At 65.2% G+C, this 16083-nt stretch carries 17 protein-coding genes; 9 read left to right on the top strand and 8 right to left on the bottom strand.

Annotated features, from left to right (window positions below):
* Positions 1–4: 4 nt before the first annotated feature.
* A complete protein-coding gene (locus IEW02_RS20820) occupies positions 5–694 on the bottom strand; it encodes a response regulator (protein WP_188546814.1) in 690 nt (229 codons plus the stop codon).
* Positions 691–2229 carry a sensor histidine kinase gene (locus IEW02_RS20815; RefSeq protein WP_188546813.1) on the bottom strand — a complete coding sequence of 513 codons (1539 nt, stop codon included), beginning with the start codon at positions 2227–2229 and terminating at the stop codon, positions 691–693. The genes IEW02_RS20820 and IEW02_RS20815 overlap by 4 nt, the downstream gene beginning before the upstream one ends.
* A 136-nt stretch (positions 2230–2365) precedes the next feature.
* On the opposite strand from IEW02_RS20815, the gene IEW02_RS20810 reads away from it, so the two are divergent.
* From IEW02_RS20810 to IEW02_RS20800, 3 genes are all read left to right on the top strand, one after another.
* Positions 2366–3748, top strand: coding sequence for a cation:dicarboxylate symporter family transporter (locus IEW02_RS20810; RefSeq protein WP_188546812.1), 1383 nt, complete (start codon positions 2366–2368; stop codon positions 3746–3748).
* Between the two features lie 115 nt (positions 3749–3863).
* Positions 3864–4364, top strand: coding sequence for a glutathione peroxidase (locus IEW02_RS20805; protein ID WP_188546811.1), 501 nt, complete (start codon positions 3864–3866; stop codon positions 4362–4364).
* A 61-nt stretch (positions 4365–4425) separates the two neighbouring features.
* Positions 4426–5226 carry a DUF2334 domain-containing protein gene (locus tag IEW02_RS20800; RefSeq protein ID WP_188546810.1) on the top strand — a complete coding sequence of 267 codons (801 nt, stop codon included), beginning with the start codon at positions 4426–4428 and terminating at the stop codon, positions 5224–5226.
* Here the strand turns inward: IEW02_RS20800 and hglS are convergent.
* Positions 5184–6476, bottom strand: coding sequence for a 2-oxoadipate dioxygenase/decarboxylase (hglS, locus tag IEW02_RS20795; RefSeq protein ID WP_188546809.1), 1293 nt, complete (start codon positions 6474–6476; stop codon positions 5184–5186). The two genes, IEW02_RS20800 and hglS, sit on opposite strands and share 43 nt — an antisense overlap.
* 45 nt (positions 6477–6521) lie before the next feature.
* Positions 6522–7124 carry a TetR/AcrR family transcriptional regulator gene (locus IEW02_RS20790; RefSeq protein WP_188546808.1) on the bottom strand — a complete coding sequence of 201 codons (603 nt, stop codon included), beginning with the start codon at positions 7122–7124 and terminating at the stop codon, positions 6522–6524.
* A gap of 64 nt (positions 7125–7188) precedes the next feature.
* Between IEW02_RS20790 and IEW02_RS20785 the strand changes: the two genes are divergently transcribed.
* Positions 7189–8832 (top strand): FAD-binding dehydrogenase, encoded by a 1644-nt coding sequence (locus IEW02_RS20785; RefSeq protein WP_188546807.1) that lies wholly within the window; start codon positions 7189–7191, stop codon positions 8830–8832.
* Positions 8833–8902: 70 nt separating this feature from the next.
* Here IEW02_RS20785 and IEW02_RS20780 read toward each other — a convergent pair whose 3' ends face one another.
* Positions 8903–9547: an MBL fold metallo-hydrolase gene (locus IEW02_RS20780; protein WP_188546806.1), complete on the bottom strand. Its 645-nt coding sequence runs from the start codon at positions 9545–9547 to the stop codon at positions 8903–8905.
* A gap of 66 nt (positions 9548–9613) precedes the next feature.
* Here IEW02_RS20780 and purS point away from each other — a divergent pair, with 66 nt between their 5' ends.
* The 5 genes from purS to IEW02_RS25215 all read left to right on the top strand — a co-directional run bounded on the left by purS (position 9614) and on the right by IEW02_RS25215 (position 13438).
* Positions 9614–9847, top strand: a complete 234-nt coding sequence (gene purS, locus IEW02_RS20775) for a phosphoribosylformylglycinamidine synthase subunit PurS (protein ID WP_188546805.1) — start codon at positions 9614–9616, stop codon at positions 9845–9847.
* Positions 9844–10521, top strand: a complete 678-nt coding sequence (gene purQ / locus IEW02_RS20770) for a phosphoribosylformylglycinamidine synthase subunit PurQ (protein WP_188546804.1) — start codon at positions 9844–9846, stop codon at positions 10519–10521. Before purS ends, purQ begins: the two co-directional genes overlap by 4 nt.
* 141 nt (positions 10522–10662) lie before the next feature.
* On the top strand, positions 10663–11646 hold the full coding sequence (locus IEW02_RS20765; protein ID WP_188546803.1) for an alpha/beta hydrolase: 984 nt from the start codon (positions 10663–10665) through the stop codon (positions 11644–11646).
* Positions 11643–12569 (top strand): glycosyltransferase, encoded by a 927-nt coding sequence (locus IEW02_RS25220; protein ID WP_229746199.1) that lies wholly within the window; start codon positions 11643–11645, stop codon positions 12567–12569. The genes IEW02_RS20765 and IEW02_RS25220 overlap by 4 nt, the downstream gene beginning before the upstream one ends.
* Positions 12566–13438 carry a glycosyltransferase family 2 protein gene (locus IEW02_RS25215; protein ID WP_229746198.1) on the top strand — a complete coding sequence of 291 codons (873 nt, stop codon included), beginning with the start codon at positions 12566–12568 and terminating at the stop codon, positions 13436–13438. Before IEW02_RS25220 ends, IEW02_RS25215 begins: the two co-directional genes overlap by 4 nt.
* A 3-nt stretch (positions 13439–13441) precedes the next feature.
* On the opposite strand, the gene IEW02_RS20755 is transcribed toward IEW02_RS25215, so the two are convergent.
* From IEW02_RS20755 to IEW02_RS20745, 3 genes are read right to left on the bottom strand one after another with little or no spacing between them, the layout of a single operon-like run.
* The gene (locus IEW02_RS20755; protein WP_188546802.1) at positions 13442–14254 is read right to left on the bottom strand and encodes an ABC transporter permease; all 813 of its coding nucleotides are present in this window, start codon (positions 14252–14254) and stop codon (positions 13442–13444) included.
* Positions 14251–15048, bottom strand: coding sequence for an ABC transporter permease (locus IEW02_RS20750; protein ID WP_188546801.1), 798 nt, complete (start codon positions 15046–15048; stop codon positions 14251–14253). The genes IEW02_RS20755 and IEW02_RS20750 overlap by 4 nt, the downstream gene beginning before the upstream one ends.
* A 5-nt stretch (positions 15049–15053) precedes the next feature.
* The gene (locus tag IEW02_RS20745) at positions 15054–16010 is read right to left on the bottom strand and encodes an ATP-binding cassette domain-containing protein (RefSeq protein ID WP_188546800.1); all 957 of its coding nucleotides are present in this window, start codon (positions 16008–16010) and stop codon (positions 15054–15056) included.
* Between the last annotated feature and the right edge of the window lie 73 nt (positions 16011–16083).

The raw sequence follows: 16083 nt of genomic DNA, 5'->3' as shown, positions 1-16083 counted from the left end.
TCGATCAGCGCCAGGTGTAGCGGATCTGAGGTCGCCCGGCACGCCCGTACTCGGTGTGCCGTTCGACTATCCCGTCGTCGGCCAGGCGTTCGAGGTAACGCCACGCGGTGACGCGCGAGACGCCCACCGCTTTGGCGGCCTCGGACGCTCCCATGCCCTCGGGCCGAGACTTGACGGTGTTCGAGATCTCGGAGAGTGTCTGCGGAGCAATGCCTTTGGGAGCTGCGGCGCGCTCGTCGGCAGTGCGAAGGGAGGCCATCGCGCGGTCGATGTCGCGTTGGCTGACGGCGGTGTCGCTGTTCGCCAAGGCAGTGCGGAACTCCTGGTAGCGCTCGAGCTTGTCGCGAAACGCCGCGAACGTGAAGGGTTTGAGCAGGTAGAGCACCACCCCGTGCGCGACTGCAGACCGCACCACGGCAAGGTCGCGCTCGGACGTGATCGCGATGACGTCGGGACCGGGCCGCAGTCCACCGAGGGCGGCCGCGACATCGACGCCGTTCGCGTCGGGGAGGCCGATGTCGAGGAGCACCAAATCGATGGGCCGATCGGCCGCAATCGCATTGGCTGCGGCGCGCATCGCCGCCGCCGCCGTGTGGACCATGCCGGCGACCTCGAATCCCGTGACGCGACCGACGTAGGTTGCGTGGGCTTCGGCAATGAGGGGTTCGTCCTCGACGATGAGAACGCGGATCACTGCTTCGCTCCGACCAGAGGAATCGTTGCCGTCACCACTGAGCCGTAGGAATTCTCGGCCGTGAGAGTGCCGCCGTGGCGGGCGACGACCTGGCTGACCAACGCCAGTCCCAGTCCGCGCGAACCGGATTTGGTGGAGAAACCGCGCGCACGGGCTGCTCCGAGTGCGTCCGGGTTCATTCCCGGTCCGCTGTCCGCGACCTGCACGACGAGGTGACTGTCACGCTCGCGCACCGTCACCTCCACCCAGGGTTGATCCGACGCCTTGGAGGCGTCGATGGCATTGTCTATCAGATTGCCTGCCAGAGTGACCAATTCGCGTGGATCCGATCCGGTCGAGCCCAGTGCGGTGTCCTCGGTGACCGTCAGCTCCACCCCCTGCTCCGCCGCCTGGCTGATCTTCCCGAGAAGGAGCGCGGCCACAGCCGGCTCGGTCACGGTGTTCATCAGGCGATCGATCAAGTGTTGCGAGAGTTCCAGCTCCGCGGTCGCGAACTCGACCGCTTCCTCGGCCCGGCCGAGCTCGACCATCGTGATCACCGTGTGCAATCGGTTCGCGGACTCGTGAGCCTGCGAGCGCAGCGACTCGGCGAACGTCGTCATGGAGTCCAGTTCACCTGTGACACGCTGCAACTCCGTGTGATCACGGATCGTCATGACCGTTCCCAGCTGCCGGCCCTGCCACATCACGGGCACCTCGTCGACCACCAGGATTCGGGTGTCGGTCAGATGCATCCCGGCAGAATCTTTCTGCTGCAACGATTCCGGGAGGTCCGATCGCTTCACCGGTCCGTCGGCCAGGTTCAACAGTCGCCGTGCCTCGTCGTTGACCACGTCGGCCCGATCGTCCGAATCCCACACGATCAGACCCTCCCCGATCGAGTGCAGTACAGCGTCGTTGTGCTCGTACATCCGGCGCAGCTCGTCGGGCGCCATTCCGAGAGTCTGGCGACGCAACCGCCGGCTCAGCGCACCCGATGCGACGACGGCCAGCGCCAGTGCGCCGGCCAGGGCGCCGAGAAACACGGGCAGGCCCGACACGAACCGGTCGGTGATCTTCTCTCGGGTCAGCCCGGCCGAGACCAACCCGACGACTCGGTCACCGTCGTACACCGGCGTGACGGATCGAATGGACGGTCCGAGCGAGCCCACATAGGTCTCGGTGAACGTCTCCCCTGCCAGGGCTCGGTCGATGTTGCCTGTGAACGGTTTTCCGATCAGGTCGACGGTGGTGTGGGTGAATCGCGTGCGATCCGGCGCCATCACCACGATGAAGTCCACGTCGTTGGCTTTGCGAATCTGCTCCGTCACCGGTTGGAGCAGCGCGGTGGGGTCGGGGGACTCGATTGCTGCTGTCGTCGACGGCGTCGACGCGAGGGAGACTGCGATGGCGACGACCTGCCGACGCGTGGCGGCGTCGCTGTCATGTCGCTCGTTGATCAGTGCCAAGGTGCCGCCGAGTGCAACGAGGACGACGATGGCGGCCAGTTGCCAGACGAACAGCTGGCGGGCGACGCTCCTCGATTCGCGAGCCATCTGTTCCTCCGATCTGTTTCGTGAAACAAATTTACATATGGGTGACTCGGGTCACTTGGATGGGCGAGTATTTGACTACACCGAGCGTGACACGCCTCACGCTCCTCCGCTTCACCTCGAATCCTAAGGAACACCCATGAGCTCCAGCCTGGACGACCGGTCTGCCTACCCGCCGGTGAAGAAGAAGAGAGACAAGACCCACTGGCTCTACATCGCGGTCATCATCGCGGTCGTGGCCGGTGTCATCGTCGGTCTCGTCGCCAAGGGAGTCGGCGTCGAACTGGCCGTCCTCGGCACGATCTTCGTCAGCCTCATCAAGATGATGATCAGCCCGGTCATCTTCTGCACCATCGTGCTCGGCATCGGCTCGGTCCGCGCCGCTGCCAGCGTCGGAAAAGTCGGCGGCCTCGCCTTGGCCTACTTCCTCTCGATGTCCACCATCGCGCTGGGCATCGGCATGGTCGTCGGCAACCTCATTCAGCCCGGTACCGGTCTGAACATCCCGACCGGCACCACCCCGGCAGTCGACAAGGCGTTGGATGCAGCAGAGGGCGCAGGCGGGACCCTCGACTTCATCCAGGACATCATTCCGACGTCCCTGCTGTCGTCGCTCACCGAGGGCAGCGTCCTGCAGACACTGTTCGTCGCCTTGCTCGTCGGCTTCGGCATCCAGGCCATGGGCAAGCAGGGTGAGCCGCTTCTTCGTGGCATCGGCATCGTCCAGAAGCTGGTCTTCCGCATCCTCGCCGGCATCCTCTGGCTCGCCCCGATCGGTGCCTTCGGCGCCATCGCCGGCGTGGTCGGCGCCACCGGATTCGACGCCGTCATTCAGCTCGGCACCCTGATGCTCGCCTTCTACATCACCTGCGCCATCTTCGTCTTCGGCTTCCTGGGCCTGATCCTGCGCTTCGTCGCCGGAACGTCGATCTTCAAGCTGGTCAAGTACTTGGCCCGTGAATACCTGCTCATCGTCGCCACCTCCTCGTCCGAGTCGGCACTGCCGCGACTCATTGCCAAGATGGAGCACGTCGGAGTCGAGCGCACCACCGTGGGAATCGTTGTCCCGACCGGATACTCGTTCAACCTCGACGGCACCGCGATCTACCTGACCATGGCCTCGATCTTCATTGCCGACGCCATGAACCTGCCGCTCTCGATCCCGGAGCAGCTCTCGCTCCTGCTGTTCATGATCATCGCCAGCAAGGGTGCAGCCGGCGTCAGCGGCGCCGGTCTCGCCACCCTGGCCGGTGGACTGCAGAGCCACCGCCCCGAACTGGTCGACGGTATCGGCCTCATCGTCGGCATCGACCGGTTCATGTCCGAAGCCCGCGCCGTCACCAACTTCTCCGGTAACGCCGTGGCCACCCTGCTGGTCGGAACCTGGACGAAGACGATCGACGCCGAGCGAGTCAAGGACGTTCTGGACGGCAAGCTCCCGTTCGACGAGACCACCATGGTCGACGACGGTCACGGCGCCGCACGCGAGCCCGAATCGAAGCCGGAGATGACCAAAGCCTGACTTTCGAAAACCGACCGTCTGCCCGACAGGATCCCTGCGATCCTGTCGGGCAGTTCGTCGTTGCCGCTGCGGGTTGGCCGGAGCCCGGCCGGAAGGCATCAGATACGGTGGCGCAATGACTGAACTGCAGAACATCGGCATCAACACGCTGGGCGGGGCGCCGACCTCCCTGGAGGAGTACGACGGCCGCGCGGTGTTGCTGGTCAATGTGGCCTCGAAATGCGGCCTGACCCCGCAATACACCAAGCTCGAGCAGCTGGCCAAGGAGTACTCCGACCGGGGCCTCACGGTCATCGGAGTGCCCTGCAATCAGTTCGGTGGCCAAGAACCGGGCTCGGCGGAAGAGATCGAAACCTTCTGCTCCACCACGTACGGAGTCACCTTTCCCTTGATGGAGAAAGTCGACGTCAACGGGGACGATCAACACCCGCTGTACGCAGAGTTGACGCAGACTCCCGACGCAGACGGCGAAGCCGGCGCCATTCAGTGGAACTTCGAGAAGTTCCTCATTGCTCCCGACGGCACGGTTGCCGGGCGGTTCCGCCCCCGGACCGAGCCCGACGCTCCCGAGATCATCGCCGCGATCGACAAGGTGCTCCCCGTCCGGACGCTCTGAGTTCAGCTGGAGTCAACATCGACAGAAACCGTCGTACACCCTGGTGTGCGACGGTTTTCGTATGAGCGCACCTGTCACTCCGACCGGCCTCCGGCCTGCACCTGTCACTCCGACCGGCCTCCGGCCTGCCCGCTTGATCGTCTCCGTGTCGGGAATCCGCGACGAGACACGCGACGCAGCTGCCGAGTTCGCCTCCGAGCTGTCGAACAAGGGTGTCCGGCTGTCCCTCCTGGTGGCGCCTCGCCTCAAGGACAAGTACCGGTTGACGAAAGATTCGCAGACTCAGGACTGGTTGCGCGAGCGCAAGGAGGCCGGTGACGCCATCGTGTTGCACGGCTACGACCAGGCCGCCACCAAGCGTCGCCGCGCCGAATTCGCCACCCTTCCCGCTCATGAAGCACGGTTGCGGCTCACGGCCGCCGATCGCGTGATGGAGGAGATCGGATTGCGCACGCGGGTGTTCGCGGCCCCACGCTGGATCGCGTCACCGGGTGCCGTATCCGCGCTCCCCGCAGCGGGTTTCCGCCTGCTGGCTGGAGCTACCGCCGTCCACGACCTCGAGCGCGGAACATCGGTACGTTCGCGCGTCTTCGGAATCGGTGAAGGCTTCGGCGCTGGTTCCGGCGGCTACGTCTGGGAACCCGGCACGACGGAACCCTGGTGGTGTCGCGCGTTGGTCATGGGTGCCGGACGAGTGGCGCGCCGCGGCGGCGTGGTGCGGCTCGCCATCAGTGCGAAGCAGGTCGGTCGGCCGGGTCCACGGCAGGCGCTGATCGACGCAATCGACCTCGCTCAGTACCACGGCGCCGAATCGGCGCTCTACGAGTGGCTTCCGAGGGTGTCGTCGCGCAACATCGCTTGAAGCGACGCCGTCGACTGCGCCCGATAGAGGTCGTGTGGATCGGCCACGGTACGGCCGATCACCTCGGACATCCTGTCGACCGACCACGGTGAGCCCTGCTTCGCGTCGTCCTTGGCGCCGTCCCCGGTGAGGTTCGACCGGAAGATCCCAGCGGCCGAGGCGGGCAGGAAATCTTCGTAGACAATGGGATTCGGGATCAGCCACCCGCCCCGGATCGCCGTCGCCAGGTCCGCCGGTCGATCGTCCTGCGGCCGGTCGGGATTCATCGAGTAGGTGAAGTAGCCGATGTCCTGCGCAGCCAGCTCTGGTTCGGTGTCCGGGTAGTCGCCGTCGGCGTCGTAGATCGTTCGACCCTTCTCGGTCAGTGCGATCCCACGTGCCTCGACCTCGCCGAAGCGGACGCGCAGCGAGTCGGTGTACACGCTTGCGTCCGAGGAGCGAAACGTCCTGGGTTCGGCGAGCGCCCGAAACGACGTCTGACGCAACAGGACTGCAGGGCCGTCGGTCCGCGGTGGGCCCTGGATGCGATCGATCATCTCGATGCCGCGATCCTGCATCCTCGTGTAGAGCTCGTCGATGTCGAGGACACGCGGAGTCAGGTGATTGATATGGGTGGTAGTCACCCCGCCGATGTCGGCCGCGACCGACGACACCGCCTCGAGGGTGTCGTACCACTCGCGGTCGACCGGTTCGGAGCCGATTTCGAAGGCTGCCGTGGCGAGTTCGACGAACCGGTCCGCGTCGGAGTCGTCGAGGTCCCCTTGCTCGGCCAGCTCGAGAAGTTCCGGTGAGAACAGGGTGCGCTCGTCCAGAAAGGTCTCGAGGCGCTCCTGAAGTTCAGGACCGAAGAAGCGCCGATCGTCGGTCACCAGGAGCGAGGTGAACACCCGAAAAGGGTTGCGCGACAATTCGTCCGGGTCGACAGGCCGGAACGCCGTCGACACCACCGGAATCGGGGTGGCCGCGTCGCGCAGGTCGTAGAACCCCACGGGGTACATGCCGAAGGCGGCGAAGATGGTTGCGACGGAACGCATCTCGTTGGGAGTGCCGACACGGATGGCGCCGTGCCGTTCGGCCGACACCCGTGCAAGGGTTCCGAGGCGCTCGGCATCGGCACCGTCGCGATGCATGACATCGCGATTGACCTCCTCGGTGACCTCGACGAGCGTGGTGTACGCAGGGACTTCCCGGCCGTACATCGCGGACAGCGAGGCGGCGAAGCGGGCGCGGAGAGTCGATGTCGGCACCATCTGGCCGATGGTATCGGTGCGCGGTGGTTGTCGAGGCCACATGCGTCATCCAACGGTGACGAGTCGTCCCAACACTTCGCCGATCAATTCGACCGGCACGACGCCGGGTTCGGCCAATTCCTCGATGGCGAGGCCGTTCGAGAGGCCCAGCAGAACGAACGTGACCCATTCGGCGGGAACATCCGTCGTGACGGTGGACGACAGCGCCTGCTGCACGGCCTCGGTAATGGATGCACGGACCTGCCGGCGATGGTCGGCGAAACGTGCGCCGACGTCGGGGTCGCGAAGCGCGCGCGCCCAGTAGTCCATGAACAGCAGTTGCCACTCACGGTTGGCGACGATGGCACCGGTCAGCCGCGTTCCGAGCGCGGTCCGTGCGTCGGATGCGTCGGCCGGGAGGTTCGCCAGAACGTCCGCGACCAGCTGAGACCGGGTGTCGATCTGCTGGTCCATCAACGCGTAGAACAGATCCTCCTTCGACCCGAAGTTGGAGTAGACCGCACCCTTGGTGAATCCGGCGGCCACGGCAATGGCGTCGAGAGTGGCGCTGTCGAAGCCCCGGACCGAGAACTCGGCGAGGGCGGCCACCAGAATTCGCTCGCGGACCTGCGCTCGTGGGGGGCGGCTGACGGTAGTTCGAGAGGTCACCCGGCGAACCATACTCTCGATACCGACGGTATCGAGATCGATGGGAGTGAGTTACCGTGGTCACATGAACACTCGCGCAGCGGACGTCGTGGTCGTCGGAGCCGGACTGGCGGGCCTGGTGGCCACCGCGGAACTCGTCGAAGCAAGGAAACGCGTCATCCTGGTCGACCAAGAGAACGCGAACAACCTCGGTGGTCAGGCGTTCTGGTCCTTCGGCGGCTTGTTCCTCGTCGATACCCCGGAGCAGCGCCGGCTCGGAATCAAGGACTCGTACGACCTCGCCCTCCAGGACTGGATGGGCACGGCCGGGTTCGACCGTGCCGAGGACTACTGGCCTCGGCAGTGGGCGCAGGCCTACGTGTCGTTCGCGGCGGGGGAGAAGCGCAGCTGGCTGCGCGAACGCGGATGGAAGGTCTTCCCGTTGGTCGGCTGGGCCGAGCGCGGCGGATACGGAGCAACCGGTCCGGGCAACTCGGTACCGCGATTCCATCTGACCTGGGGGACCGGTCCCGCTCTGGTGGAGGTCTTTTCGCGCATCGTTCGCGAGGGTGTCGCCACCGGTCTGGTGACCCTCGCGCATCGTCACCAGGTGGACGAGATCGTGCGGACGAACGGAGCGGCCACCGGTGTGCGGGGGACGGTGCTCGAACCGTCGTCCGTTGCGAACGGAGTTCCGTCGTCGCGCGTCGGGGTGGCGGAATTCGAGTTCTCGGCGGGAGCGGTGATCGTCACGTCCGGCGGCATCGGTGCCAATTGGGAACTGGTACAAAAGAATTGGCCGAAGCGCATGGGAAAGCCACCCAAGCACATGCTGACCGGAGTCCCCGCGCACGTCGACGGCCGCATGCTCGGCATCACCGAAGCGGCGGGCGGCAACATCATCAACCCGGACCGGATGTGGCACTACACCGAGGGCATCACCAACTACGACTCGATCTGGCCCAACCACGGCATCCGCATCCTGCCCGGACCGTCGTCGATCTGGTTGGACGCCACCGGTAAGCAGCTCCCGGCGCCATTGTTCCCGGGTTTCGACACGTTGGGCACGCTCGAGCACATCGTCACCACGGGGTACGACTACACCTGGTTCATCCTCGATCAGAAGATCATCGAGAAGGAGTTCGGACTCTCCGGCCAAGAACAGAACCCTGACCTGACCGGGCAGGACATCCGCAAACTGCTCGAACGAGTACGTCCGGGAGCGCCGGAGCCGATCGAGAAGTTCAAGCAGCGCGGTGAGGACTTCGTGGTCGCGGACACCCTGTCCGATCTCGTCGCCGGCATGAACAAGATCGGCGAGACAGATCTGGCGCTCGAGGACATCGAGCGGCTGATCGTGGCCCGTGACCGCGAGATGGACAACGACTTCAGCAAGGACCTGTCCGTCTCCGCCATTCACGCCGCTCGAAACTACAAGGGCGACAAGGCGGCTCGCATCGCTGCGCCACACAAGATGCTCGACCCTGCGTCGGGGCCGCTCATCGCGGTCAAGCTGCACCTGCTCACCCGCAAGACGCTCGGTGGTCTCGAGACCAACCTCAACTCGCAGGTGCTGAAGTCCGACGGAACCGTGTTCGACGGCCTGTACGCAGCGGGCGAGGTCGCCGGGTTCGGCGGCGGCGGCGTACACGGTTACCGCTCGCTGGAGGGCACCTTCCTCGGCGGGTGCATCTTCTCCGGACGGGCAGCGGGGAGGGCGCTGCGGTAGGCGCCTTCGGCACACGGGTGTGAAAAAGAGTCCTCCAGCACGCTTTTCCGCACCCGAGTGCCGCAGGCGCCTACACGGTCAGGCTGTTCTCCTGCGAGAACTGGCGGAACTCCGTGCCCTTGTCGGCGAGGTTGCCGAACATGCCGAAGTAGATCGGTCGCGCACCTTCCGCCACGACGGCCTCGTGAATGGGGAAAGCGAGGCGTGGCTTCACAGCGCGCAGGAAGTCGACACCCTCCGACACCTTCATCCACGGCGCCCCGGTGGGCAAAGCCAACACGTCGACCGGCTGATCGGGCACGAACAGCGAGTCGCCGGGGTGCAACAGCTGTCCGGGCTTGTCGGCCGATCCGAGCAGGAAACCGACGTTGTCGATCAGCGGAATGTCCGGATGGATCGTGGCGTGTGTGCCGCCGACGCCCGTGGCCTGCAGATCGCCGACGGTGACGACGTCCCCTGCGTTCACCGCGGTCCACGCGTCGCCCAGCTGCGCCGCGGTCTGCGGATCGCTGAACAACCGAGCGTTCGGGTTGGCGTCGACGAGCGCGGGCAAGCGGTCGACGTCGACGTGGTCGGCGTGTTGGTGCGTGACGAAGATGGCGTCGAGGCCGGTAATTCCCTCGAATCCGTGGCTGAAGGAGCCCGGATCGAAGAGGACCGTCGCCCCCTCGATGGTGGCAAGTACACAGGAATGTCCGAAGTGAGTCAGCTCCATGTCTACGAGTATGCGCCGGGACGGTAAACTCTACAGGTCATCCCCCGATCCTTCAGGAGCGCTCACGTGGCCCGTGTCGTAGTCGACGTCATGCCCAAAGCCGAGATTCTCGACCCCCAGGGCCAGGCCATCGTCGGTGCTCTGCCGCGTCTCGGGTTCGCCGGTGTCTCGGATGTCCGTCAGGGCAAGCGGTTCGAGCTCGAGGTCGACGACAACGTCGGTGACGACGAGCTCGCGACCATCGCCGAGTCGTTCCTCGCGAACACGGTCATCGAAGAGTGGAAGGTGACGCGGCTGTGACCGCACGCATCGGCGTCATCACCTTCCCCGGCACACTGGACGACATCGACGCATCGCGCGCGGTGACGACGGCCGGCGCCGAAGCGGTGTCGCTGTGGCACGGCGATGCGGATCTGAAGAAGGTCGACGCGGTCGTCGTTCCCGGTGGATTCTCCTACGGTGACTACCTCCGCGCCGGGGCGATTGCACGCTTCGCTCCGGTGATGGGCGAGGTCATCCGTGCTGCGCAGGCCGGTATGCCGGTGTTGGGCATCTGCAACGGTTTTCAGGTCCTGTGCGAAGCCGGTCTGCTGCCGGGTGCGCTCACCCGCAACCAGAACCTGCACTTCATCTGCCGCGATCAGTGGCTGAAGGTCGAGAGCACCGGCTCGGCGTGGTCGTCGCGGTACGAGTCCGGTGCCGAGATCCTGGTGCCGCTGAAATCCGGCGAGGGACGCTTCCAGGCGTCGGAGGCCGTGTTGGACGAACTCGAAGGCGACGGTCGGGTGGTGTTCCGGTACGCCGGTGACAACCCCAACGGCTCTCAGCGCTCCATTGCCGGCATTTCCTCGGCGAACGGACGCGTCGTCGGATTGATGCCGCACCCCGAACACGCCACCGAGGCACTGACCGGGCCCAGCGACGACGGACTCGGGATTTTCTATTCCGCGCTCGACGCCATCGTCAAGGCCTGACACGTCGTAGCGGTCGGTCGCCCCGTTCGTCAGCGCCGAAACGGGGCACCGAACTGGTTGGTCCTGTCGATCGGGAACGGTCCCCGGTACCGCTCCGTCGATCTCGCGTGAGCGGCTCGGGTATGCGTAACCTGTTCTCCCATGAGGTCATTCGGTGCTCGAATGTTCGCCGTCGCCCTCGTGGCATCAGCTGTGTCGGTGCTGGGGGCAACCCCGGCGAGCGCCGACGCACATGTGACCTCGCTCGATCACGTCGAGGGCTCACGCTGGACCATGACGGTGTACTCCCCGGCCATGGGCCGTGAAATCCCACTCGACGTCATCCGCCCTGCCGGAGGCGCGCCCGCACCCACTCTCTACTTGCTGAACGGGGCAGGAGGCGGCGAGGACGGTGCGAACTGGCAGTCGCAGACCGACGTCGTCGACTTCTTCGCCGACAAGAACGTCAACGTCGTCACGCCGGCGCAGGGTCTCGGAAGCTACTACACCGACTGGATTGCTCGCGATCCCGTTGTCGGACAACCGATGTGGGCGACTTTTCTGACGGACGAGCTACCCGGTGTCGTGAACGGAGCGCTCGGTACGAACGGTCGCAACGCTGTTGCCGGAGTATCGATGTCGGCGACGTCGGTGCTCGACCTGGCGATCGACAGACCCGGGCTGTACGACGGTGTCGCGTCGCTCAGCGGGTGCGCTCGCACCGCCACCCCAGAGGCCCAACTGGCGATCCGGGGCGTCGTCCGAGTGGCGAACGGCGGCAACGCCGACAACATGTGGGGACCCCCGAACGCCCCGGCGTGGTTGGATCACGATCCGTACCTGAGGGCCGAGGAGCTTCGGGGTACCGAGCTCTACATCTCCAGCGGTAGTGGGCTTCCTGGCCGATTCGACACCCCGGAAGCCCCGCGTCACGCCGGAGCGCCGCCCCTGCTCGACCAGATTCTGGTGGGCGGTGCCATCGAGGCGGCAACCCGTTACTGCACGGTGTCGATGGCAGACCGATTGCGGGATCTCGGCATTCCGGCGACGATCGACCTTCCCGGTGACGGCACCCACTCCTGGCTCTACTGGCAGGACCAACTGCACAAGGCGTGGCCGGTGCTCGCACAGTCGGTGACGCGATGACGCGCTCGGTGTTCGCGGTGGTGACCGCGTTCAACCCCGGGATCAGTCTGGTCGAGACCTGCGTCGCCGCCGAGAAGCAGGTCGACGCCGTCGTGATCGTCGACGACGGGTCCCCGACGGACGTGTCGGACACGTTGGCGGACTGCCGATCCCGAGGATGGACCGTGATCGAATCCGAAGACAACGGCGGCATCGCGCGAGCCCTCAACCGGGGTGTCACGCACGCACTGGCGGCGGGCGCGGACGTCGTGTTGACGTTGGATCAGGACACGATCATCGGCGGCGACTATGTCGAGCGCGGCTGCAGACACCTCGACCTCGCGGAGTCGCTGGAGCTGACGGACGTGATGGCGTCGGCGGCAACCATCAACGATTTGGTTGCGCCGTTCTGGTTCGCGCACAAGGGTTTGACGTTGGCGTTCGAGCCCATCCAGTCGGGTCTGATGATCACGAGATCGCTGCTGGAGAAGGTCGGGTTGTTCGACGAGGGCTTGTTCATCGACTGCGTCGAGACCGAGTTCTACCTCAGGGCGCGGGCGCACGGCGGGCACGCGCTGGTCATCCCCGGTGGGGGAATCGAACACCTGATGGGTCAACCTCGACGGTGGGTGGCCCCGCGCCCGCTGCGCTGGATCCTACGAGGGTCTATGGGCGCGTTCGAGTTTCGCGAGGACGCGGCCTTTCGGCATTACTACATCATGCGGAACCGGTGGACCGTGTATCGCCGATACGGACGGTCGGAACCCCTGTGGTGTGCGGTGTCCATCCTCAAGGACATGTTCACCCGGCTGGGCGTCTTTGCGTTCGGGACTCGGCGAATTGCCCGAATGTATCTGACCGGGTCTGGTTTACGTGCATCCATGCGAGGTGAGACGGGCAAGATCCCGGACCGAGTGCTCAGGCGGGCGAGGTTGGTTCGGTGACCCGTGGACGCCCGAGATCGGTATCGGTCGTCATCGCGGCACACAACGCGGCACATACGATCGGTACCCAACTCACTGCACTGGCCGAGCAGACGTACGACGGTGACGTGGAGATTCTGGTGTGCGACAACGGATCGACGGACGGCCTGAAAACCGCCGTGTCGGGCCACCCAGTCCGGTACGTCGATGCGAGTGGCCGACAGGGCGCGTCGTTCGCCCGCAACACCGGCGCTCGTATCGCGTCGGGAGATTTCCTTGCCTTCTGCGATGCGGACGACGCAGTGCATCCCGATTGGCTCCAGGAGCTGACCGCTGCCGCACGCCACCACGACGTGGTGTCGGGAGCACTCGAGACACGCTCGCTCAACTCCGCGACCGTGCAACGCTGGCGCACGATGATCGACCCGGACACACCGTACGAGTGGTGGAACTATCTTCCGGTGGTGTGCGGCGCCAACTTCGGCGTCTGGCGTGATGCCTACACATCGGTCGGTGGGTTCGACGAGTCCTACGATCGCGGTGCCGAAGATGCGGACCTGAGCTTCCGGCTGCAGCTCGCGGGTTGGACGCTGACCCACGCTCCGCGTGCGCTCGTGGCCTACAGATTGCGAGATACGGAGATCGGCCTGTGGCGGCAGTCCGTGATGTGCGGCGAAGGCGACGCGATGCTGTACTCCGACTACCGGCACTACGGGATGCCTCGAAAGCCGGTGATCGCGCTGATCGACGTGACTCTTCTGGTGTTGCTCCGCAATCCTCTGCTGCCGACGTTCATCACGCGCTTGTCACGCGGGCGGTGGATCTTCTACGCGGGAAATTTACTGGGGCGCATCAAAGGCAGCCTGAAGCACCGAGTGTTCTGGGTGTAGACCTCACCTCACGACTGCCGCGCGGTACCCCCGGATTGCGGCGGGAGCGAAGGCCAGCGCGGCACCGACCGACCATGCGGCCGTGAGCAGCAGGGGCTTCGTCACGTCGAGGCCGGCCGCCACCGCTCTGATCGCGTCGACCGCGCAACTCAGAGGTTGATATTCGATGATCGGTTGCAGCCACGACGGATACGAGGCAACGGGAACGAAACCGGAATTGAAGAACAGGGCGACGTTGGTGCCGATGGCTGTCCACTCGACGATGCGAGTGTCGCCGGCGAGCAGCGCGAACGCCGTGATCATGACCGAGAACGACAGGCCGAAGCCGAGCGCAATGGCCAGTACGGCAAGTCCGCCGGGAACGCCGGTGTCGATCCGGAAACCGACGACGGCACCGACCAGCAGCACGAAGGCGACGGTGACGAGGATGCGGATCGACTCGGCGCACAGGCGGCCCACCATGGCCGAGGACCGATGCACCGGAAGGGCCCACATCTTGGCCAGCTGGCCGTTGTCGCGTTCGCGCTGCAGTCCGAGTCCACTGATCGACGCGCCCGACATCGCACCGACGAGGGCAACCATCGGAACGAGGCCGTACGAACTCGGTGCGCCCGAGTTCGGCGTGCTGCCCAGCACCAGCCAGAACAGAAACACCATGAGTGCCGGGTAGACCAGCGCTTGCAACAAGGTGACCGGATCGCGTGACCAACCGACAAGGATTCGTCGGCACTGCACACCGGACGCGCGTCGTAACGATCGAGCGCTCGACTCCGGGGAGAAGCCGTCTCGTCGGTCGAAGGTCAGGTCGTTGCTCATCGCCGATGCCTCTGTGCGTACAGAGCAAGCGGGGTGAACGCGGCGAGCAGACCGAGCAACCACAGTGCCGCGGGCACGACCGTCGCCGATGTCAGGGACCCGTCGGCAAATCCGCGCATGACGGCGGCGAAGTGCGATACGGGCTGATTGCGTGCGAACCCGCGAGCCCACGCCGGGAACGACGACTCGGGGGAGAACCCGGTCGAGAGAAGTCCGAGTACGAGTTGCGGCAGCACGAGCAGCTGAGACGTGGCCTCCGGGCTGCGCGCAATCAACCCGAGCGCGTCCGCACCGAGCGAGAGCACGGCCGAGACCAGGAGTGCGAACGCCACGAACGCAACCCCACCTCCGAATCCGCTGGTGAATCGGAATCCCAGGGCATAGCCGTAGGCGATCGCCGCGAGGATCGATACGAAGGACCGCACACCGTTGGTGACGGTGCGTGAGAGCAGGGGGATCAGCGGGTGCATCGGCATGGTGGACAGACGCCGATTCATCCCACGCATGGCGTCGAGCGCCGAACGCTGCGCCGCGCTGACCGCGGTGAATGCGGCCGTCTGCAGAACGATGATGGGAACCAGGAACTGGGCGTAGTCGAGACCGCGCTGTTCCATCAGTGTCCGAAGCGGTAGGTACAGCCCGAGTGCGAACACCGCAGGCATGACGAGCGCGACGACGAACTCGTTCTGCGTCCACGCCGAACGCAGTGCGCGGGTGGTCATGGCGACCGTCTGCCGCACGGCCGCGCGGGTCCCCCGACGGTCCGCGAGACGAGCGGTGTCGGGCCACGTCATGGCTGTCACGGGGCGGCCGGCGAGGTCAGGGTCAGGAAGACGTCGTCGAGCGACGGGTTACGAAGACCGATGTCACGCAACCGGATCGACGCGATACCCGCACACTCGATGATCTGCGACATGGTGTCGACCCCGTCGGGAGCGCGCATCCGAACGACGCCCGCGGCGGTTTCGGTCAGTGCTGACTCGCCGAACTTGTCGCGCAGAAGCGCGGCGAATCTGTCGGTGTCGCCGGGGTTCTCCAACAATGCTTCGCAGCGGGTGTCGCCGACGGCGGCTTTGAGATCGGCGGCGGTTCCGTCGGCGACGACGCGCCCATGGTCGACGACGACGATTCGGTCGCTCAATCTGTCTGCTTCGTCCAGATACTGGGTGGTCAGAATCGTCGTGATGCCGTCCTGCGACAGCGATTCGACGAGATCCCAGACCCGACCTCTGCTGCGGGGGTCCAACCCTGTCGTCGGTTCGTCCAGGAACACGACCGACGGCTTGACGACCAACCCGCACGCAATGTCGAGCCGTCGGCGCATTCCGCCGGAATACGTGGACACCGCTCGCGACGCCGCATCGGTCAGATCGAAACGTTCCAACAAGTAATCTGCGCGAGTGCGGGCTGTTCGGGTGCGCAGGCCCATCATCGCGCCGAAGAAGATCAAGTTCTCGCGGCCGTTCAATGTTTCGTCCAGCGCGGCGTATTGACCGGTCATCGAAATTCGCTCGCGCACGGCCGCAGGGTGGGTGGCAACGTCGAATCCGCAAACGGTTGCTTTACCCGAATCCATTGTCGACAACGTGCAAAGAATGTCGATCACCGTCGTTTTTCCGGCTCCGTTCGGGCCCAGAATACCCAAAACCGACCCGACGTCCGCCGAGAAGGTGAGACCTTGCAAGGCGTCGACGGTCCCGAACGATTTGCAGACGGAATCGACCTCCACTGCTTTTCCCTCGGTCTGGGACGTCATGTCGTTTCCTGTCACCTTTGGCATCGAGATGTATTGTCCATCAGTTTGTTTCGTGTTCATATTCGGTACCGAT

The organism is Rhodococcoides trifolii (assembly GCF_014635345.1).
GTDB lineage: Bacteria > Actinomycetota > Actinomycetes > Mycobacteriales > Mycobacteriaceae > Rhodococcoides > Rhodococcoides trifolii.
This window is presented reverse-complemented; position numbering and strand designations above follow the sequence as displayed.